Source organism: Pseudomonas alliivorans, from assembly GCF_017826695.1.
In the GTDB taxonomy this organism is placed as follows: domain Bacteria; phylum Pseudomonadota; class Gammaproteobacteria; order Pseudomonadales; family Pseudomonadaceae; genus Aquipseudomonas; species Aquipseudomonas alliivorans.
In genome coordinates this window covers 672485-689575 of record NZ_JAFFZW010000002.1, presented here as the reverse complement: position 1 = coordinate 689575, position 17091 = coordinate 672485, and the positions used below count along the sequence as shown (strand labels likewise).

The 17091-nt window shown below is 58.0% G+C and carries 17 protein-coding genes; 10 read left to right on the top strand and 7 right to left on the bottom strand.

All coding sequences use genetic code 11. The features are described 5' to 3' along the window. Positions 1 to 13 precede the first annotated feature (13 nt). Positions 14 to 1606, bottom strand: coding sequence for a glycogen synthase GlgA (glgA, locus tag JTJ32_RS07650; protein ID WP_099227789.1), 1593 nt, complete (start codon positions 1604 to 1606; stop codon positions 14 to 16). A gap of 594 nt (positions 1607 to 2200) precedes the next feature. Between glgA and JTJ32_RS07645 the strand changes: the two genes are divergently transcribed. Then, positions 2201 to 2692, top strand: a complete 492-nt coding sequence (locus tag JTJ32_RS07645; protein WP_099227788.1) for a GNAT family N-acetyltransferase — start codon at positions 2201 to 2203, stop codon at positions 2690 to 2692. A gap of 264 nt (positions 2693 to 2956) precedes the next feature. Here the strand turns inward: JTJ32_RS07645 and JTJ32_RS07640 are convergent, their stop codons facing one another. Continuing rightward, the gene (locus JTJ32_RS07640) at positions 2957 to 3130 is read right to left on the bottom strand and encodes a DUF6026 family protein (protein ID WP_184322566.1); all 174 of its coding nucleotides are present in this window, start codon (positions 3128 to 3130) and stop codon (positions 2957 to 2959) included. Positions 3131 to 3441: 311 nt separating this feature from the next. Between JTJ32_RS07640 and gnd the strand changes: the two genes are divergently transcribed. The 4 genes from gnd to JTJ32_RS07620 all read left to right on the top strand — a co-directional run bounded on the left by gnd (position 3442) and on the right by JTJ32_RS07620 (position 8697). Then, positions 3442 to 4416, top strand: coding sequence for a phosphogluconate dehydrogenase (NAD(+)-dependent, decarboxylating) (gene gnd / locus JTJ32_RS07635; protein ID WP_099227786.1), 975 nt, complete (start codon positions 3442 to 3444; stop codon positions 4414 to 4416). After that, positions 4416 to 5948, top strand: a complete 1533-nt coding sequence (gene zwf, locus JTJ32_RS07630) for a glucose-6-phosphate dehydrogenase (protein ID WP_210041643.1) — start codon at positions 4416 to 4418, stop codon at positions 5946 to 5948. The genes gnd and zwf overlap by 1 nt, the downstream gene beginning before the upstream one ends. After that, positions 5941 to 6771, top strand: coding sequence for an HAD family hydrolase (locus JTJ32_RS07625; protein ID WP_210041641.1), 831 nt, complete (start codon positions 5941 to 5943; stop codon positions 6769 to 6771). The genes zwf and JTJ32_RS07625 overlap by 8 nt, the downstream gene beginning before the upstream one ends. Positions 6772 to 6876: 105 nt before the next feature. Beyond that, a complete protein-coding gene (locus tag JTJ32_RS07620) occupies positions 6877 to 8697 on the top strand; it encodes a glycoside hydrolase family 15 protein (protein ID WP_210041640.1) in 1821 nt (606 codons plus the stop codon). A 17-nt stretch (positions 8698 to 8714) separates the two neighbouring features. Here JTJ32_RS07620 and alkB read toward each other — a convergent pair whose 3' ends face one another. The 3 genes from alkB to JTJ32_RS07605 are packed head-to-tail and all read right to left on the bottom strand — an operon-like array spanning position 8715 to position 9925. Next, a complete protein-coding gene (gene alkB, locus JTJ32_RS07615) occupies positions 8715 to 9392 on the bottom strand; it encodes a DNA oxidative demethylase AlkB (protein WP_210041639.1) in 678 nt (225 codons plus the stop codon). 25 nt (positions 9393 to 9417) lie between these two features. Next, a complete protein-coding gene (locus JTJ32_RS07610; RefSeq protein ID WP_025993687.1) occupies positions 9418 to 9597 on the bottom strand; it encodes a hypothetical protein in 180 nt (59 codons plus the stop codon). A 22-nt stretch (positions 9598 to 9619) separates the two neighbouring features. Next, the gene (locus JTJ32_RS07605) at positions 9620 to 9925 is read right to left on the bottom strand and encodes a DUF1883 domain-containing protein (protein ID WP_099227781.1); all 306 of its coding nucleotides are present in this window, start codon (positions 9923 to 9925) and stop codon (positions 9620 to 9622) included. Between the two features lie 170 nt (positions 9926 to 10095). On the opposite strand from JTJ32_RS07605, the gene JTJ32_RS07600 reads away from it, so the two are divergent. Next, a complete protein-coding gene (locus JTJ32_RS07600; protein ID WP_210041638.1) occupies positions 10096 to 10446 on the top strand; it encodes a hypothetical protein in 351 nt (116 codons plus the stop codon). A gap of 48 nt (positions 10447 to 10494) precedes the next feature. On the opposite strand, the gene JTJ32_RS07595 is transcribed toward JTJ32_RS07600, so the two are convergent. Beyond that, positions 10495 to 10776 (bottom strand): hypothetical protein, encoded by a 282-nt coding sequence (locus JTJ32_RS07595; RefSeq protein ID WP_099228034.1) that lies wholly within the window; start codon positions 10774 to 10776, stop codon positions 10495 to 10497. 454 nt (positions 10777 to 11230) lie between these two features. Here JTJ32_RS07595 and galU point away from each other — a divergent pair, with 454 nt between their 5' ends. The 3 genes from galU (at position 11231) to JTJ32_RS07580 (ending at position 14902) form a co-directional block, all read left to right on the top strand. After that, entirely contained in the window at positions 11231 to 12070 is an 840-nt protein-coding gene (gene galU / locus JTJ32_RS07590) for a UTP--glucose-1-phosphate uridylyltransferase GalU (protein ID WP_099227779.1), read from the top strand. A gap of 105 nt (positions 12071 to 12175) precedes the next feature. Continuing rightward, complete coding sequence (gene gorA, locus JTJ32_RS07585) at positions 12176 to 13534, top strand: glutathione-disulfide reductase (RefSeq protein WP_210041637.1); 1359 nt, start codon at positions 12176 to 12178, stop codon at positions 13532 to 13534. Between the two features lie 66 nt (positions 13535 to 13600). After that, entirely contained in the window at positions 13601 to 14902 is a 1302-nt protein-coding gene (locus JTJ32_RS07580; protein ID WP_210041636.1) for a hybrid sensor histidine kinase/response regulator, read from the top strand. 35 nt (positions 14903 to 14937) lie between these two features. On the opposite strand, the gene JTJ32_RS07575 is transcribed toward JTJ32_RS07580, so the two are convergent. After that, positions 14938 to 15945 carry a DNA-binding protein gene (locus JTJ32_RS07575; protein WP_210041635.1) on the bottom strand — a complete coding sequence of 336 codons (1008 nt, stop codon included), beginning with the start codon at positions 15943 to 15945 and terminating at the stop codon, positions 14938 to 14940. Positions 15946 to 16121: 176 nt separating this feature from the next. Here JTJ32_RS07575 and JTJ32_RS07570 point away from each other — a divergent pair, with 176 nt between their 5' ends. Then, positions 16122 to 17081, top strand: a complete 960-nt coding sequence (locus tag JTJ32_RS07570; RefSeq protein WP_184322574.1) for a site-specific integrase — start codon at positions 16122 to 16124, stop codon at positions 17079 to 17081. The last annotated feature ends 10 nt before the right edge of the window (positions 17082 to 17091 follow it).

Genomic DNA, 17091 nt, shown 5'->3' with positions numbered 1-17091 from the left:
GACCCCTTTTTCCTTAATAGTGAATTGAAGCGCCCGCATTTTTCTTCAACAGATCGCGATACAGTTCTGCGTAGGGCTCTACCGCCTGATGCCAGTTGAACGGGGCGGCCATGGCGCGGCAGCGCATGGCATTGAGTAACTCCGGGTGAGCGAAGACCTGGAACGCACGGTTCAAGGCTTCGGTGTAGCTTTGCACGGTCGACTCGTTGAACAGAAAACCTGTCACACCGTCTTCAATCGTGTCGGCCAGACCACCTGTGTTGCGTGCCACTGGCAGCGAACCGAAGCGCTGGGCATACATCTGGCTCAGGCCGCACGGCTCGTAACGGGAAGGCATGAGCAGAAAGTCACTGCCTGCAAACATGCGTCGGGCGTCGGTTTCATTGAAGCCGATACGCACGCCGATGCGCCCTGGGAAGCGGGTCGCGAGGGCACGCATGGCGTCTTCCTCTTCAGGCTCGCCGCGACCAATGATTGCAATCTGGCCACCCTTGTTGACGATGTGTTCGGCAACACCAATCGTCAGGTCCAGGCCTTTCTGGTACACCAGGCGTGATACCACCGCGAACAGCGGGCCGGTGGATGCGTCCAGGCCAAACAGTTCTCGAACGTAGTCAGCGTTGATCTCCTTGCGCAGCCACTCGTTGGGTGCAAAGTGGCAGATCAGGTGCTCATCGGTGGCGGCGTCCCAGCTGGCGTCGATGCCATTGGGAATACCGCTGAGCTGGCCCTTGTTCGCCTTGCTCTGCAGAAATCCTTCCAGTCCGCAGCCGAATTCTGGCGTAGTGATTTCCTTGGCATAGGTCGCGCTGACGGTCGTGATGTGGTTCGCGTACGCCATGCCGGCCTTGATGAAAGACAGCTTGCCGTAGAACTCCATGCCTTCGGCCTGCAGGGCTTCGTCAGGGATGCCGAGTTCACGGCTCGAACCTGTGCTCACAGTGCCCTGGTAGGCAAGGTTGTGGATGGTGAAGATGCTGGGCGTGGTCTGGCCGCGCCATTTCATGTAAGCGGGGGCGAGTCCGGCTGGCCAGTCATGGGCGTGAACCAGTTCGGGGCACCATTGAGTCTTCACTGCGCCTGCAGCGAAGTCGGCGGCGGCAAGGCCAAGGCGCGCAAAACGGATGTGGTTGTCGGACCAGTCCCGGCCATGGCGGTCGGCGTAAGGCGTGCCTTCGCGCTCGTACAGTTCAGGGCAGATCAGCACATAAATGACGAGGCCGTCTTTCATGTCCATACGGCCTACCTTGCACGCTGGCAACCCTGCATATCCGCCCAGCTGGCTGATGATATGGATCGGGTTGCCGCTATTGATCACTTGCGGGTAGCCGGGTATCAGCACGCGGACATCGTGCAAGTGACGCATGGCTCGCGGCAAGGCAGCAGACACATCGCCCAGGCCCCCGGTTTTCACAAGGTCAGCCAGTTCTGAGGTCACAAACAGGACTTTGCGCTTGTTGACTGGGGAAAGGGTGGGCTGTGAAGTCGAAGTCGGCAGTTGCAGCAGTGGAACGCTCGTCGAAGCGAAAACCGGCAGATGAGTCAGCTCGCTGGCCGGCTGATTAAAACTCTCTCCCTTCTGGGTTTTGACAGCGGCGCTAATCATCGTTTTCTCCCGTTAAAACAGTATTGGTGCATCACATGATTTTTATTGGCCATTTCCTATGGCCGGGTACCTGCACATGCACTACGCAAAAACAGTACCGACTTGGACTATACATAGCAGCGATGCAATGTGATGAAGACATTGTCTGCAATATGCCAACAGCATAGGCGCTCTATTCACCTGACCCGGCGCTTTTGGAGAAGTTTCGAGTTTTTTACCAGCGGTCGCCTGGGGCGGGGGTTGGCGGCCTGTTTATGGGCATAAGCGGCTCGATCGCTGCGCCTTTTCGGGGCGGGGTTCGACGACATTCTCGCGTAATGACCGGCCGTCGGATTGTTCGACAATCATCGGGATCCCATTCATTTGATGAAAAAATCCCGCGCCTTTTCTGCTTTTTGCATCTGGATCGATGCACGCTGCCTTTTCCAGGTGCGGGCAGTGATCGATTCACGTGCACCTAGAGAAACTTCCTACATCTGTACTGGAACATTTTGGCGCGGGGCGGGATAGAATCACGGTCCTTTGGCCTGCCGTTCACTGGGCAGGCCCATCGCACGCGCGATTAAGAAGACTCTTTGATTGACGAGGACGGAAATGGAAGGCCCAGAGGTGTTGGTACTGCAAGCGAGTTACACCAATCCGGTACACGCAGACGCGATTGGGTTCGTCTTGAATGAATATGCTCTGGATGCCATGGGCTCTGGCAAGCCCCTGTCGAGCGATACGCGCCAGCAACTGGCGATAGAACTGGCCAAGCGGCCACATGCTTTCAGCGTCCTGGCATTCATCGCCGGTGAGCCGGTCGGGCTGGTCAACTGTTTCGAAGGCTTTTCCACCTTTGCCTGTCGTCCGCTGGTCAATATCCACGACGTCGCCGTCATCGCTACGCATCGGGGCAAAGGGATCAGTCAGAAAATGCTCGCGAAGGTCGAAGAGATCGCACGTCAGCGCGGGTGCTGCAAACTGACGCTTGAAGTGCTGGAAGGCAACGATATCGCGCAGGCGGCCTATCGCAAGGTTGGTTTCGACAGCTATCAATTGAATCCGGAGATGGGGCGTGCACTGTTCTGGCAAAAGACGCTTTGACGGCGGCAGTGCTACAGGATTGTGGATGCGTGCAGCGTTATCATGCGATCCGTGCTTCGGCAGTTGCGAAATGTATCTGGTTCGCGAAACATTACTGGCGCAAAATGCGGGACTGTCCGAGGGTAGATATTTGCCTGGAGCCGTTGATCACGGTTCCTTGTTGAATTAATCGGAAGCGGATATTGCGGAGGGGATCAGGCGGGCAAGCCAGCGGATCGGGCTTGCCTCGGGCGGTCATTCATTGCGCAGCGGGTGTGCAACTCTTCAAAGCTGTAATGCTGTACCGGAAGAAATCAGCTGGGTTTGCTGAAGCATGAGGCTCAGATGAGCGACTTTTTTCTGCAACTGCTCACGTTCTTCTTTCAACGCACGCAGTTCGTCGCGGCGGATTGTCACATACAGGGTTTGTGGTGCCAGTGCTGGTAGTACAGTGCCCATTGCTCACCTCGCAAATGGTGGATTAAACCTGGAAAGGTCCGTGGCAATGACTATCAATCCCTGAGTGGCCGCTGCTAACCTCTCTATCGGCTCAGATTCTGATTTCTTTTGCATTAAATTGGAACTTTTTTATTTTTCATGGTCGCGAATGTTTATTGATCGCGACAAAATGCACCCTCTGACAGCTCTGCTGTTGTCATCTCCCTCAGGGGAACCGACGTTCTGCCTCGCTTGACTAACCAGCATGCTCACCGACTGTTGATGCGCTGGACAACAGGTGAGGCCCCTTTTACGAGTTTAGGAGCAACTTCATGCAACTTGGGATTATTGGACTGGGCCGCATGGGCGGCAATATCGCACGGCGTTTGATGCTCGATGGTCACACCACTGTGGTGTACGACCGTGATGAAGCGTCACGCAGCGCCCTGGCCAATGAAGGCTCGACGCCAGTCGCCGATCTGGCCGAACTGGTGGGTGCCCTGCAGGCGCCGCGTGCTGTCTGGGTCATGTTGCCGGCCGGCGCACCGACCGAGGACACGATTCAGATCCTGAGCCAGTTGCTTGAGCCCGATGACGTGATCATCGATGGCGGCAACACGTTCTATAAAGACGACATCCGTCGCGCGCAGGAACTCACCGACAAGGGCCTGCACTACGTGGACGTTGGTACGTCCGGTGGTGTCTGGGGGCTGGAGCGTGGTTACTGCATGATGATCGGTGGCGAGAAAGCGATCGTCGATCGTCTTGACCCGCTTTTCGCCACGCTGGCGCCCGGCATGGGCGATATCCCGCGTACCAAGGATCGCAACTCGACCGATCACCGTGCCGAGCATGGCTATATCCATGCGGGTCCTGCAGGCTCAGGTCACTTCGTGAAGATGATTCACAACGGCATCGAGTACGGCATGATGCAGGCCTTCGCCGAGGGCTTCGATCTGCTCAAGCAGAAGAACTCCGAACATCTGCCCGCCGAACAGCGCTTTGACCTCAATACCGCGGACATTGCCGAAGTGTGGCGTCGTGGCAGTGTCGTCTCGTCCTGGTTGCTGGACCTTACGGCGGATGCGCTGGCCACCGATCCGCAGCTGGACGCGTTCTCAGGCTCTGTCGCCGACAGCGGTGAAGGCCGCTGGACCATCGAGGCCGCCATTGAGCAGGCCGTTCCGGTTCCCGTGTTGTCCAGCGCGCTGTTCGCAAGATTCCGCTCCCGCCAGACCAGCTCTTACGCTGACAAGATGCTGTCGGCCATGCGCTTTGGATTCGGCGGTCACAAGGAACCCAAGTAATGGGCCTGTCACGCGGCACCTCCGAGCAAAAAGCCGAAGTCGCACCACCCACGACGCTGTTTTTGTTTGGTGCGCACGGGGACCTTGTCAAACGCCTGCTGATGCCGGCGCTCTATAACCTGGCGCGTGACGGTCTGGTCGACTCGGGGCTGCACATCGTCGGTGTCGACCACAACGCGATCAGCGACGCCGATTTTGCCAAAAAGCTTGAAAACTTCATTCGTGAAGAATCTGCCGCAAAGGTTTCCGAGTCGGGCAAAGACCCGCTGGATTCCGGGTTATGGGCCAAGCTTGCTGAGCGAATCAGTTATGTGCAGGGCGACTTCCTGGATGATTCCACCTACCGCGACATCGAAAGCAAGATAAAAAGCACCGGCTCGGCCAATGCGGTGTTCTATCTCGCAACGGCGCCGCGCTTCTTCAGTGAAGTGGCAACACGCCTGGGGTCGTCCGGTCTGTTGAAGGAAGTCGATGACGGATTTCGCCGCGTGGTGATCGAGAAGCCTTTTGGCTCCGATCTGGCCAGTGCGGTGGCGTTGAACACCTGCCTGCTCAAGGTCATGAGCGAAAAGCAGATCTATCGCATCGACCATTATCTGGGCAAGGAAACGGTGCAGAATATTCTGGTCAGCCGTTTTTCCAATGGTCTGTTCGAGTCGTTCTGGAACAATCACTACATTGATCATGTGCAGATCACCGCAGCCGAAACGGTCGGTGTCGAAACCCGCGGCAGTTTCTATGAGAACACCGGTGCTCTGCGCGACATGGTGCCCAATCACCTGTTTCAGCTTCTGGCGATGGTTGCCATGGAGCCGCCGGCCGCGTTTGGGGCCGATGCCGTTCGCGGTGAAAAGGCCAAGGTGGTGGGGGCAATCCGTCCCTGGAGTGAAGAGGAGGCACTGGCCAACTCGGTGCGCGGTCAGTATGCGGAAGGTGAGATGTCTGGCCGCAAGGTGCCGGGCTATCGCCAGGAAGAGCGCGTTGCAGCCGACAGCACCACGGAAACCTACGTGGCGCTCAAGGTGATGGTCGATAACTGGCGCTGGGTGGGGGTTCCGTTCTACCTGCGTACCGGCAAGCGAATGAGTGCACGCAGCACCGAAATCGCCATCTGCTTCAAGCCCGCGCCCTATGCGCAGTTTCGTGATACGGAAGTGGATCGGCTCAAGCCGAACTATCTACGCATCCAGATCCAGCCCAACGAGGGCATGTGGTTCGATCTATTCGCCAAGCGCCCTGGGCCGACGCTGAAGATGGAAGACATCGAGCTGGGTTTTGCCTACAAGGACTTCTTCGAAATGCAGCCATCGACCGGCTATGAAACGCTGATCTACGACTGCCTGACCGGGGATCAGACGTTGTTCCAGCGTGCCGACAACATCGAAAACGGATGGCGCGCCGTGCAACCGTTTCTCGATGCGTGGGCCAGGCACCCCGAGGTCACGTTGTACGAGGCGGGCAAGGACGGTCCCGAGGTCGGCGACGAGTTGTTGAATCGTGATGGTCGTGAATGGCGTGAACTCAATGTCTGAACCCACTGATCTGTCTGCGTCCGAACGATCTGTACGTTTTCTGCTTTCCGATATCGATGGTACGTTGCTGCGTCCCGATCACAGCCTGAGTCAGGCCAACATCGACGCCGTGCATGATCTGCAACGGGCGGGGGTTCATTTCACCCTGGCAAGCAGTCGGCCTCCGCGTGCGATGCGAGGGGTGATCGAGGCGCTGGGCATCGAGTTGCCAACGGTTGCGTTCAATGGCGGAACCATCACCCACGCCGATGGCCGTCTTCTGGCAGCACACCGCATCGACCCGACTGCGGTGCGTACTTGCCTGGACCTCTTCGCGACCCAGAAGGTCGCGATCTGGGTGTTCGCTGATGACGATTGGCTGTTGCTCGATCTCGAAGGGGACTATGTCGACCATGAGCGCGATGCGTTGGGCTACGAGCCGGTACGAGTGAGCAGCTTCGAGCCCTATCTGGATCGTGTCGACAAGATTGTCGCCGCGAGCAAGGACTTCGAATTGCTCAAAACGCTCGAAGCGCGTCTGAATCCGCTTATCGACGGGCTGGCGCTGGCTGCGCGCTCGCAGCGTTATTATCTGGATGTCACGGCGCTGGAGGCCAACAAAGGTTCTGCGCTGGTAGCACTTGCTGATTACCTGGGCGTCGATCTCGCTCACACTGCTGCCATCGGTGATGGCGGCAATGATGTGGCCATGTTTCACAAGGCCGGGGTGTCGATCGCGATGGGCCAGGGAGAGCCCGCCGTGTTGAGTCAGGCTGATCATGTCACCGGCAGCAATGTCGAGGACGGTGTTGCAACTGCAATCGGGCGTTACATCCTGGGTTGACCCTGTCGCTGCCCATTGCGGGCAGCGTCGCTGTATTTCACTTGCCTGTGATTGGCCGGGGCGGGTATTCATGACGGCAACTGTTCATACATCAGAGCATTACGAATGGCCGCATTGATTGAAGACTACGCACTGTTGGGAAACTGTCAGACGGCCGCGCTGGTGTCGCGCGATGGGTCGTTGGACTGGCTGTGTTTCCCGCGCTTCGATTCTCCTTCCTGCTTCGCGGCCTTGTTGGGCGACAGCGACCATGGTCGATGGAAAATCGCGCCACGCGCCGCGATCGTTTCCATCGAGCGTCGCTACCGGGACGGCACAATGATTCTGGAGACCGTATTCGAAACCCGTGAAGGGCGAGCGATGCTGGTCGATTTCATGCCCATTGACACGTCCGGGCATGTCGTTCGCACGGTGGTCGGTCTGTCTGGAGAGGTCGCGTTCGATATGGACCTGGCCATTCGTTTCGATTACGGCAGTAGCGTGCCTTGGGTCGAGAAGAAGGATCCGCACACGCTGACCGCTGTCGCGGGACCAGAAATGCTGGTGTTGCGCAGCCCGGTGCCACTGCTGCCTCAGGATCATCACACGGCCAGCCATTTCACGGTCGCGAAGGGTGAGAGCAAGGTGTTCACCCTGGCGTACCAGGCGTCCTATCTGCCGGTTCAGGCGAGCATCGATACCGGGCATGCGCAGGAAGAAACCGAGCGCTACTGGCGCGAGTTTTCGGATCGCTGTCCCGACGTCGGTCCCTGGACTGATCAGGTCAAGCGCTCGCTGATTACACTCAAGGCGATGACCTATGCCCCGACTGGTGGCATTGTTGCTGCCGTGACGACGTCGCTGCCTGAGCAGTTGGGTGGTGAGCGCAACTGGGATTACCGCTATTGCTGGCTGCGGGACGCGACCATGACCCTGCTGGCATTTATGAATCTGGGTTATTTCGAGGAAGCCACAGCATGGCGCAACTGGCTGTTGCGCTCGGTGGCAGGCAATCCGGAACAGATTCAGATCATGTACGGCGTAGGCGGCGAGCGGCGCCTGGCCGAATATGAATTGCCCTGGCTGAGCGGCTATGAAGGTTCTCAACCCGTGCGTATCGGCAACGGCGCCGCCACGCAGGTTCAGCTGGATGTTTACGGCGAAGTGGCCGATGCCATGATTCAGGCGCTCAAGGGTGGCATGCCGCGTCATCCACGCAGCGTTGCAATTTCCAAGGTAGTCATGCCGTTTCTGGAAAAAGTCTGGCATCAGCCGGACGCCGGAATCTGGGAGATCCGCTCCGAGCCTCGGCACTTCACGCACTCCAAGGTCATGGCGTGGGTTGCGTTCGACCGTAACGCCACACAGATCGCGCAGGCTGCCGAGAGCGACGAAGACCGTGCTTTGGCCAGGCATTACAGGCAAGTAGCCGATGAAATTCACGCCGATGTCTGCCGCAACGGTTTCGATGCGCAGTTGAATAGCTTTGTGCAAACCTACGGTGCCAAAGAAGTCGATGCCAGCCTGCTGCAGATTGTCCTGACCGGTTTTCTGCCTGCCGATGATCCACGCGTGATCGGCACGGTGGCCGAGATCGAGCGCACATTGATGCAGGATGGTCTGTTGCTGCGCTACGACGGCGAGCGGAGTGTCGATGGTGTGTCGGGAAGCGAGGGCACGTTTCTGGTCTGTTCGTTCTGGCTGGCGGATGCCTACGTGTTATTGGGCAGGGCGGACGAGGCGGCGGCCTTGTTTGCCAGGCTGTGCGACCTGTGCAACGACGTTGGCCTACTGGCGGAGCAATACGATCCGCAGGCAGGGCGCATGCTCGGAAATTTCCCTCAGGCGTTCAGCCATATCGGCATTATCAATACTGCCTTGAACCTTCATCGGGTGGTGTGTCCCGCAAGAGCGCGTACCTCTCGCGACATCGACGGTTGCGTTTGACCTGCGGGGCAGACGTGTCAGCCGGCCTTGCGAAAGGTCAGGTTGATGCGCTGCTCGCCCAGCACCGGATGCACGGCGGGCTTGATCGGCAGGATGCCATGAAAGCGCAGCCTGTCCTCGCCGCCCCAGACCACGACATCGCCATGAAACAGCGAAATGCGCTGAGGCCTGTCGCTGCGCTGCAGACCGCCGAACTGGAATATGGCAGGAATGCCCAGTGAAACGGAGACGACCGGCCAGCGGTGGTCGTGTTCATCCTTGTCCTGATGCAGAGACATCTTTGCACCGGGGACATAGCGATTGATCAGGCAGGCATCAGGCACAAAGTCTGCGAAGCCAGCTTTACGAGCGGCGTCTTGAGCCAGCTCCAGAAACACCTCAGGCATCGGAGGCCAGGGCTGGCCGGTTTGCGGGTTTGTGTCGGTGTACCGGTAGCCCTGACGATCGGTGACCCAGCCAAGCGGGCCACAGCTGCTCAGTGCGGCTGACATGATGTGGCCGCCGGGCGTGACCATGTTCCTGAACGGTGCGTCGTGAAGTGTTGCGTGCAGGGCGCTCAGCAACGGATCGACGAAGGGCAGGGCAAGGCCGCGAAACAGCCAGGACTGTGGACCTATCTGCTGGCTCGACGGAGGCTGGGGCGCTTCACTGGCAAACAGATCGAAGGTAGCGCAAGAGTCGGCATTGCGTTGCATGACTGGATTCAATACCTGCTACGGTCTACAGAGCCTTGCTGACTTTGACGTCACTGATCTGGTCGTCGCCCTGGCCATGCATCTTTTCCAGCGCCGCGCGCGCCTCTTCGACGGATGCAGACTGCAACTGGGCGAATTCAAAGCGGCGCTCGCCGTTGAGTTTGTAGCTGACGGCGTATTTGGTAGTGCGAGCGGGACTGTTCATGGCGATTCCTTGTATCGGCGTATCAGCGCAGGCTTGAGGTCGAGCGACGTACGATCTTGATGGAATGGGTGAAAGCGGGTTTACGGCCCGGTGTGGCGTCCGGCTTGCGTCCGGTGGTATCGATGGTGATGTTCCAGAACCCGGTGCTGGGTGCCGCGATCTTGGCCGGAAAGGTATCGAATGCACCGCCGTGGTAGGTGTGACGGCCGCCATTCTTGAACGCGCGGAAATTGGCATCATTCATCAGGCGGATGTTACAGAGCTGTGAGCACTGGATGACGACCAGATCGTCCTCGTTGAGGTGCTCACGCTGGTGTACGAATTTCATGTAAAACTCCGGAGAAATTGGCTTTTTCTGAAAAATCAAAACGATAGCATGCGGCGTAGGCCAATTGACGCCGATAGGCGGTTAATTGTGCTCTTTTATGGACAAAAAAACGCATCTCGGGAATTTAATCGGGCCGTCGCGGGTCGTACCACCTTTATTTGGAGGATTGTATGAAACTGGCAGTTGTAATCCTGGCACTGGCAATGACTGGCTGCGCGACGGTGAGTGACATCGAGCATACGCCCGCCACCATGAATGTGATCTCGGGCAAGAACCCTCAGGAGTACGCGGACTGTTTCATGGAAAAGATCAGCAGCAGTCGCTCGAAGCCTTCCGTAGAGCCTCATCGTGACGGCCTGCGCCTGATTGTCGCGCAGAAAATGAGCAAATCGCCGACAGCAGTCATTGACGTTGAAAACCGCTCGGGAGGCAGTGCGATCAAGGTCTATGAACGTCTGGCCAACGTGCCGATCCGCTTTCGCGATGTTCAGCATGCCGCAGAGGCCTGCATCTCGGGATGATTCAGGTCGCCCGCTCAGCCAATCGCTGAGCCGGGCCGGGTCGATGACTTACTTGCAGACAACCAGAACGCTGCGGCTTTTGTAGTTGCCTACATCCACACCCAGGGTCTTTTCGCTCTCCGCCGGCCTCGGGGTGCCGTCGGTGCCGACGATCTCGTAGCCCGTGCCTGCGCACGAGGCGTCGGCTTTTTCATAGCAACTGGCCCAGGACATGGCTTCGCCCGAGCAATCGATGCTCAGTCCCTGCTTGCCGTTTTTCAAATAGGTGTTGGATGCGGTGGCACAGCCGGTGAGGCCCAGTACGGCAATAATGGACAAAAGTCTGATCATGTTTTTCGCTTCAGAAAATAAGGCCAGCGGACTGGCGGATGCGGTGTTTGGACTGGTGGGCGGTGCCATCGTTCCGCCATGTTTCAAGGATAAATGCGGTGCGTCACTTTTCTGCCGTCCCGCTCCAGGGCACCTGGTTTCACGCTGACGGATGGCCGCCTGATTCATTCATTGCGTTTAAATTCATCGGCTACGCTTGGGCAAGTCAAACCCTGCTTGTATCGTCGGGAAACTGGCGGTTTCAAAGGGGCGACAAGCAGTGCACTGCAAGCGCCATGCCCGAGTCAGTCGACCGCAGGCCATGTTCGATGGTCGGGATATACGCGTTTTGCGGAACTATCTGCGTGAGAGTGCCTCTACCATGACATCCTACGGCCCGTGGCGGGCATTGTAAGGTGACCGCCGCCTGATTAGACTGCGCCGTTAACACCAACAGCCCTTATCAAGGACTTTTATGATCAAGAAATGCTTGTTCCCAGCAGCCGGTTACGGCACTCGCTTTTTGCCAGCGACAAAGGCCATGCCCAAGGAAATGCTGCCGGTGGTCAACAAGCCACTGATCCAATACGGTGTAGAAGAGGCCCTCGCTGCGGGCCTGAGCCAGATTTCCATCGTGACCGGTCGCGGCAAGCGCGCGCTGGAAGACCACTTCGATATCAGTTACGAGCTCGAGCATCAGATCAAGGGCACCGACAAGGAAAAATACCTGGTCGGCATTCGCAAGCTGATCGACGAGTGCAGCTTTTCCTACACTCGCCAGACCGAAATGAAAGGCTTGGGCCATGCGATCCTCAGCGGTCGTCCTCTGATTGGCAACGAAGCGTTTGCCGTGGTTCTGGCGGACGACCTGTGTGTCAATCTGGAAGGTGACGGCGTGCTGGCCCAGATGGTCAAGCTGCACAACCATTATGGCTGCTCGATCATCGCTATCCAGGAAGTCGACGCTAACGAGACCAACAAGTACGGCATTATTGCAGGCGACGAGATCAAGCCAGGCCTGTTCCGTGTCACCGACATGGTCGAGAAGCCGAAGCCTGAAGACGCGCCTTCCAACATGGCTATCATCGGTCGCTACATCCTGACTCCGGATATTTTCGAGAAAATCGAACAGACCGAGCCAGGCAAGGGTGGCGAAATCCAGATCACTGACGCACTGATGAAGCAGGCTGCCGAAGGCAACGTCCTGGCCTACAAATTCAAAGGCCAGCGTTTTGACTGCGGCGGCGCTGAAGGCTACATCGAAGCAACCAACTTCTGCTTCGAGCACTTTTACAAGACGGGCAAGGCTTACTGATTCATCTGCCTGTCCATGTTTCAAGTCAAGGCCACCTTCGGGTGGCTTTGTCATTTCTGACTGACCGCCAAGCGGTTATGCTGTGCCCCTGGTGAGGAGACATTGATGGCTTACGATTTCGATCTGTTTGTAATTGGCGCGGGTTCAGGTGGCGTCAGGGCGGCACGGTTTGCCGCAGGGTTTGGTGCAAAGGTGGCGGTTGCCGAAAGCCGTTATCTGGGCGGGACCTGTGTCAACGTTGGGTGCGTGCCCAAAAAGCTGATGGTCTACAGCTCGCATTTCTCTGAAGATTTCGAACATGCGAAAGGCTTTGGCTGGTCACTGGGCAAGGCAAGTTTCGACTGGCCGACCTTGATCGCCAACAAGGATCGCGAGATCAACCGCCTCAACGGTATTTACCGCAAGTTGCTGGTCGACAGCGGCGTCACGCTGCATGAAGGGCATGCGAAGGTCGTGGGCGCGCAAAAGGTCGAGATCAACGGCAAGACCTACAGCGCCGAGCGTATTCTGATTGCAACCGGCGGCTGGCCTCAGATTCCTGATGTGCCTGGTCGTGAACATGCCATTTCCTCGAACGAAGCCTTCTTCCTCAAGGAGCTGCCCAAGCGCGTTGTTGTGGTGGGCGGCGGTTACATCGCGGTCGAGTTCGCCTCCATCTTCAACGGTCTGGGTGCGGAAACGACGCTGGTCTACCGGGGCGAGCTGTTTCTGCGTGGGTTCGACGGCAGCGTGCGCACACACCTGCACGAAGAGTTGCTCAAGCGTCACATGGATATCCGTTTCAACAGCGACATCGAGCGCATCGACAAACAGGCTGATGGCTCGCTGAAACTGAGCATGAAAGGCGGTGGCACGCTGGAAACCGACTGTGTGTTCTATGCGACGGGCCGTCGTCCGATGCTCGACAACCTCGGGCTGGAAAGCGTCGATGTCAAACTCGACAAGCACGGCTATATTGAAGTGGACGAAAACTACCAGAGCAGCGAGCCATCCATTCTGGCGATCGGCGATGTCATTGGTGGTGTGCAACTGACTCCGGTCGCGCTGGCCGAAGGCATGGCGCTGGCCAGACGTCTGTTCAAGCCGGAGCAATACCGTCCGGTGGATTACAACCACATCCCGACGGCGGTGTTCAGCCTGCCCAACATCGGGACAGTGGGTCTGACTGAAGAGGCGGCCATCGAGGCGGGGCATGAGGTGCAGATCTTCGAGAGCCGCTTCCGGCCGATGAAGCTCACCCTGACCGACGATCAGGAGCGCACCCTCATGAAGTTGGTGGTCGATGCCAAAACCGACCGCGTACTGGGCTGCCATATGGTGGGGCCGGATGCAGGCGAAATCGTGCAGAGCCTGGCGATTGCGATCAAGGTGGGGGCGACCAAGCAGGTGTTTGATGACACCATTGGTGTGCATCCGACTGCAGCAGAGGAGTTTGTCACCATGCGTACACCGGTCAAACGCTAGATCAGGCAATGTCCGGGACTCAGGATGAGTCCCGGAGTGAAAGAGATCAAAGGAAGGACCCCTCCAGTGAACAGGCAAAAACCGACATCCGCGATGCCTTTGCATTCGAGCGGGCATGAGCAGGGCTCCATGCAGCAGATTGATGTGCTGCGTGAGAGCGAACGACAATTCAGATTGCTGGCTGACAACATGAGCCAGTTGGCCTGGACGGCAAATCCTCAGGGGCATGTCCAGTGGTACAACGAGCGCTGGTACCTGTACACCGGCTCTTCGCTTGAGGCCATGCGAGCACTGGGCTGGCGTTCGGTTCTTCATCCCGAGCAGCGGGAGCGCGTCGTGGCTCGCCTGCAATACTGCTTTGCGACGGGCTCCATCTGGGAAGACACCTTTGCTTTACGTTCCAGGGACGGTGCGTTCAACTGGTTCCTTTCGCGGGCGTCGCCAATGCGTGACGAGCAGGGTCATATCACGTATTGGCTGGGCACTCACACGGATATCACGGCTCAGGTGCGGGCTGAAGAAGCGCTGCGCGAGCTGAACGAAAATCTGGAACTGCGAGTAGCCGAGCGCACTCAGGAGCTGGCGCGTGCCAATGAGCTGTTGCAGATCGAGATGAGTGAGCGGGCGCAGGCCGAGGAAGTGTTGCGCCATGCACAGAAGATGGACGCTGTCGGCCAGTTGACCGGCGGTATTGCTCACGATTTCAACAACATGCTGACGGGCGTTCTGGGCGCGCTGGATTTCATTCAGCGCCGGGCCGCAGCGGGTCGTCTGGATGACGTCGAGCGCTATGTCAGCGCCGCGATTGCATCTGCCAATCGCGCCGGAGCATTGACCCAGCGGTTGCTGACGTTTGCCAGGCGTAAGGCGCTCGACACCTGTGCGGTCGATGTCAATCGGATGATCCGCTCGATGCAGGAGCTGTTGCAGGGCACACTGTCCGCTCAGACCTTTCTGCATTTCGAGCTCGATGAGACATTACAGCTGATCCGGACCGATGAGCATCAATTGGAAAACGCGCTGTTGAATCTGGTCATCAATGCGCGCGATGCAATGCCGGACGGCGGGCAGCTCCGGGTACTGACTCGGGCTGTAAGCGTGACCAGGCCACAGGGCGCGCTGCCAGCGGGAGAGTACGTCATCCTTGGTGTCGAGGATGACGGTTGTGGCATCAGTCAGGAGGTGATTGATCGGGTCTTCGATCCGTTCTTCACCACCAAGCCGGTTGGTCAGGGAACGGGGTTGGGTTTATCGATGGTCTACGGCTTCATCAAGCAGACTGGCGGGCATGTGCAGATCGAAAGTACTGAGGGGCGGGGTACTCGAGTTGATTTGTACCTGCCTTGCGAGACTGACTCGTTGAACTGAATGGCGTCTTGCCCGTTCTTGGCGTGGCTTGCGCGTCAAGGTGCCGTTGGTTTCCTGCGGGTCGAGCTGGCCTTGGCGGGCGGCTCGCTGGCGGTTTTCAGGGTTTCCAGTGCTACTTCCTTTTTGATCAGCAGCAGTTCCAGTACGCGGTTCTGCTGTTGTGTGTCTTTCAGGCTCTGCTTGAGTTCGACAGTCTCTTCCTGGAGGCTTCGCACCTTTTCTTCCAGCAGGGCGCACTGCGTCTGACCTTGTTGGTGCTGCTTGATGGATGCTGCGGCCTGGGCGCTGGCTTTATCCGTCAGGTCCTTCTGGGCATGCAGATCGCGCTGTGTGCTGCGAGCCTCTGCCAGTAAGCGTTCGTTGTCGCGGTTCAAGCCGGTTATGTCTTCCTGGCGCATGCTGAGGCTTTGCTGAGCCTGTCGCAATTCCATCTGCAATTGCTGCACCTGGCCTTCATGGCGTTGTTGTTCGTGCTCGCGCTGCTCGCGGATCGAGTTGCGATAGTGCTCCAGTGCGTCGCGGGCGTGCAGGTGCTTTTCTTCAAGGGAGCGGATCTGTTCGTTCTTGTCTGTCAGACGGGACTCGAGGTCCGAGCCGGCCTGTGTCAGGCGGGTGTTTTCGCTTCGCACGTTGATAAGCGTCTCCTGCAGGTCGAGCAGGGCAGTGGCTTGTCGCTCCAGCGTCTGGTCCTTTTGCCGGATTTCATCGCTCAGATCTTCTGCCTTCTTCTGGGTGGCCGAGAGTGCGTCCTGCAGGGTTCTGCACCTGGTCTCGTGGTCGACACATAGCTGGTCAATGCGTTCCTGCGCCTGTTCTTGCAGGCGCCTGGCAAGATTGGCCACCAGTTCCGTCAGTTCCTCATTGATATCAGGCGCGGGTGAATGAGCGGTTTCAAGCTCCTTTAGATATCGGTGGATCGTGGTTTTCGAACCCGTATTGCCCATTTCGATACGTACTGCATCGATGCTGGGGTTTTCGCCGCGGGCGAGCAGGGCGGACCTTGCCTTGAGTACCAATGCCTTGTTAACGCCGCCCCGTGCCATGTCTGCTCCTACGATTCCGTACTGTGGTATGTACTCTGTATTTACATACTATATTGAATAGAAAATAACGTCATTATTTGAATTTTATGGCATGGGATATTGGCGTATTATCCCGTGTCAGACGCGTGGGGCGCTCTTTTGCCCTTTCGGCCGGTACACCTACGCAGGTTTTGCTCATGAATGATGTCGATCGCTATCTGGAAGCGGCCACCCGCGACAACACGCGCCGCAGTTACCGGGCTGCCATCGAGCACTTCGAGGTCGCGTGGGGCGGGTTTCTGCCGGCGACCAGTGAGAGCGTTGCGCGGTATCTGGCGCAGTACGCGGGAGAGCTGTCGGTCAATACCTTGAAGTCGCGCCTGTCGGCGTTGTCTCAGTGGCATTCCAGTCAGGGATTCGTCGATCCGACGCGCTCGCCGGTCGTGCGCAAGGTGCTCAAAGGCATTCGTGCCTTGCATCCTGCGCAGGAAAAGCAGGCTGAGCCTCTGCAGTTGCACGATCTGGAGCGGGTCGTCACCTGGCTTGAAGCCGAAGCGCTCCAGGCGCAGGCTCGCAACGATCAGCCCGGTGTGCTGCGTTGCCGGCGTGACATGGCGCTGATCCTGTTGGGATTCTGGCGGGGATTTCGCAGCGACGAGCTGTGCCGTCTGCAGGTTCAGGACGTCAAGGCGATCTCCGGCGCGGGCATCAGCCTTTATCTGCCCCGCAGCAAGGGCGATCGGGAAAACGCGGGCAGGTCCTACCAGACCCCGGCCTTGCAACGGCTGTGTCCGGTTCAGGCTTATATAGACTGGATCAACTGTTCGGCACTGGTGCGCGGTCCGGTATTTCGCGCCGTGGATCGCTGGGGCAATCTGGGGGAGGAGGGGTTGCACGCCAACAGCATTATCCCCTTGTTACGTCAGGCCCTCAGCCGTGCCGGTATTGCTGCAGAGCAGTACACCAGCCATTCGCTGCGTCGTGGCTTCGCGAGCTGGGCTCACCGCAGCGGCTGGGACCTCAAGTCGCTGATGGCCTATGTGGGCTGGAGGGACATGAAGTCCGCAATGCGTTACATTGAGGCCGCTCCGTTTTCGAGCTCTCCCGAGAGCCAGGGCGGTATGAAGGTTTCTTCTATTGATAAGCCGCTTCCATAGCGAAAAGCAA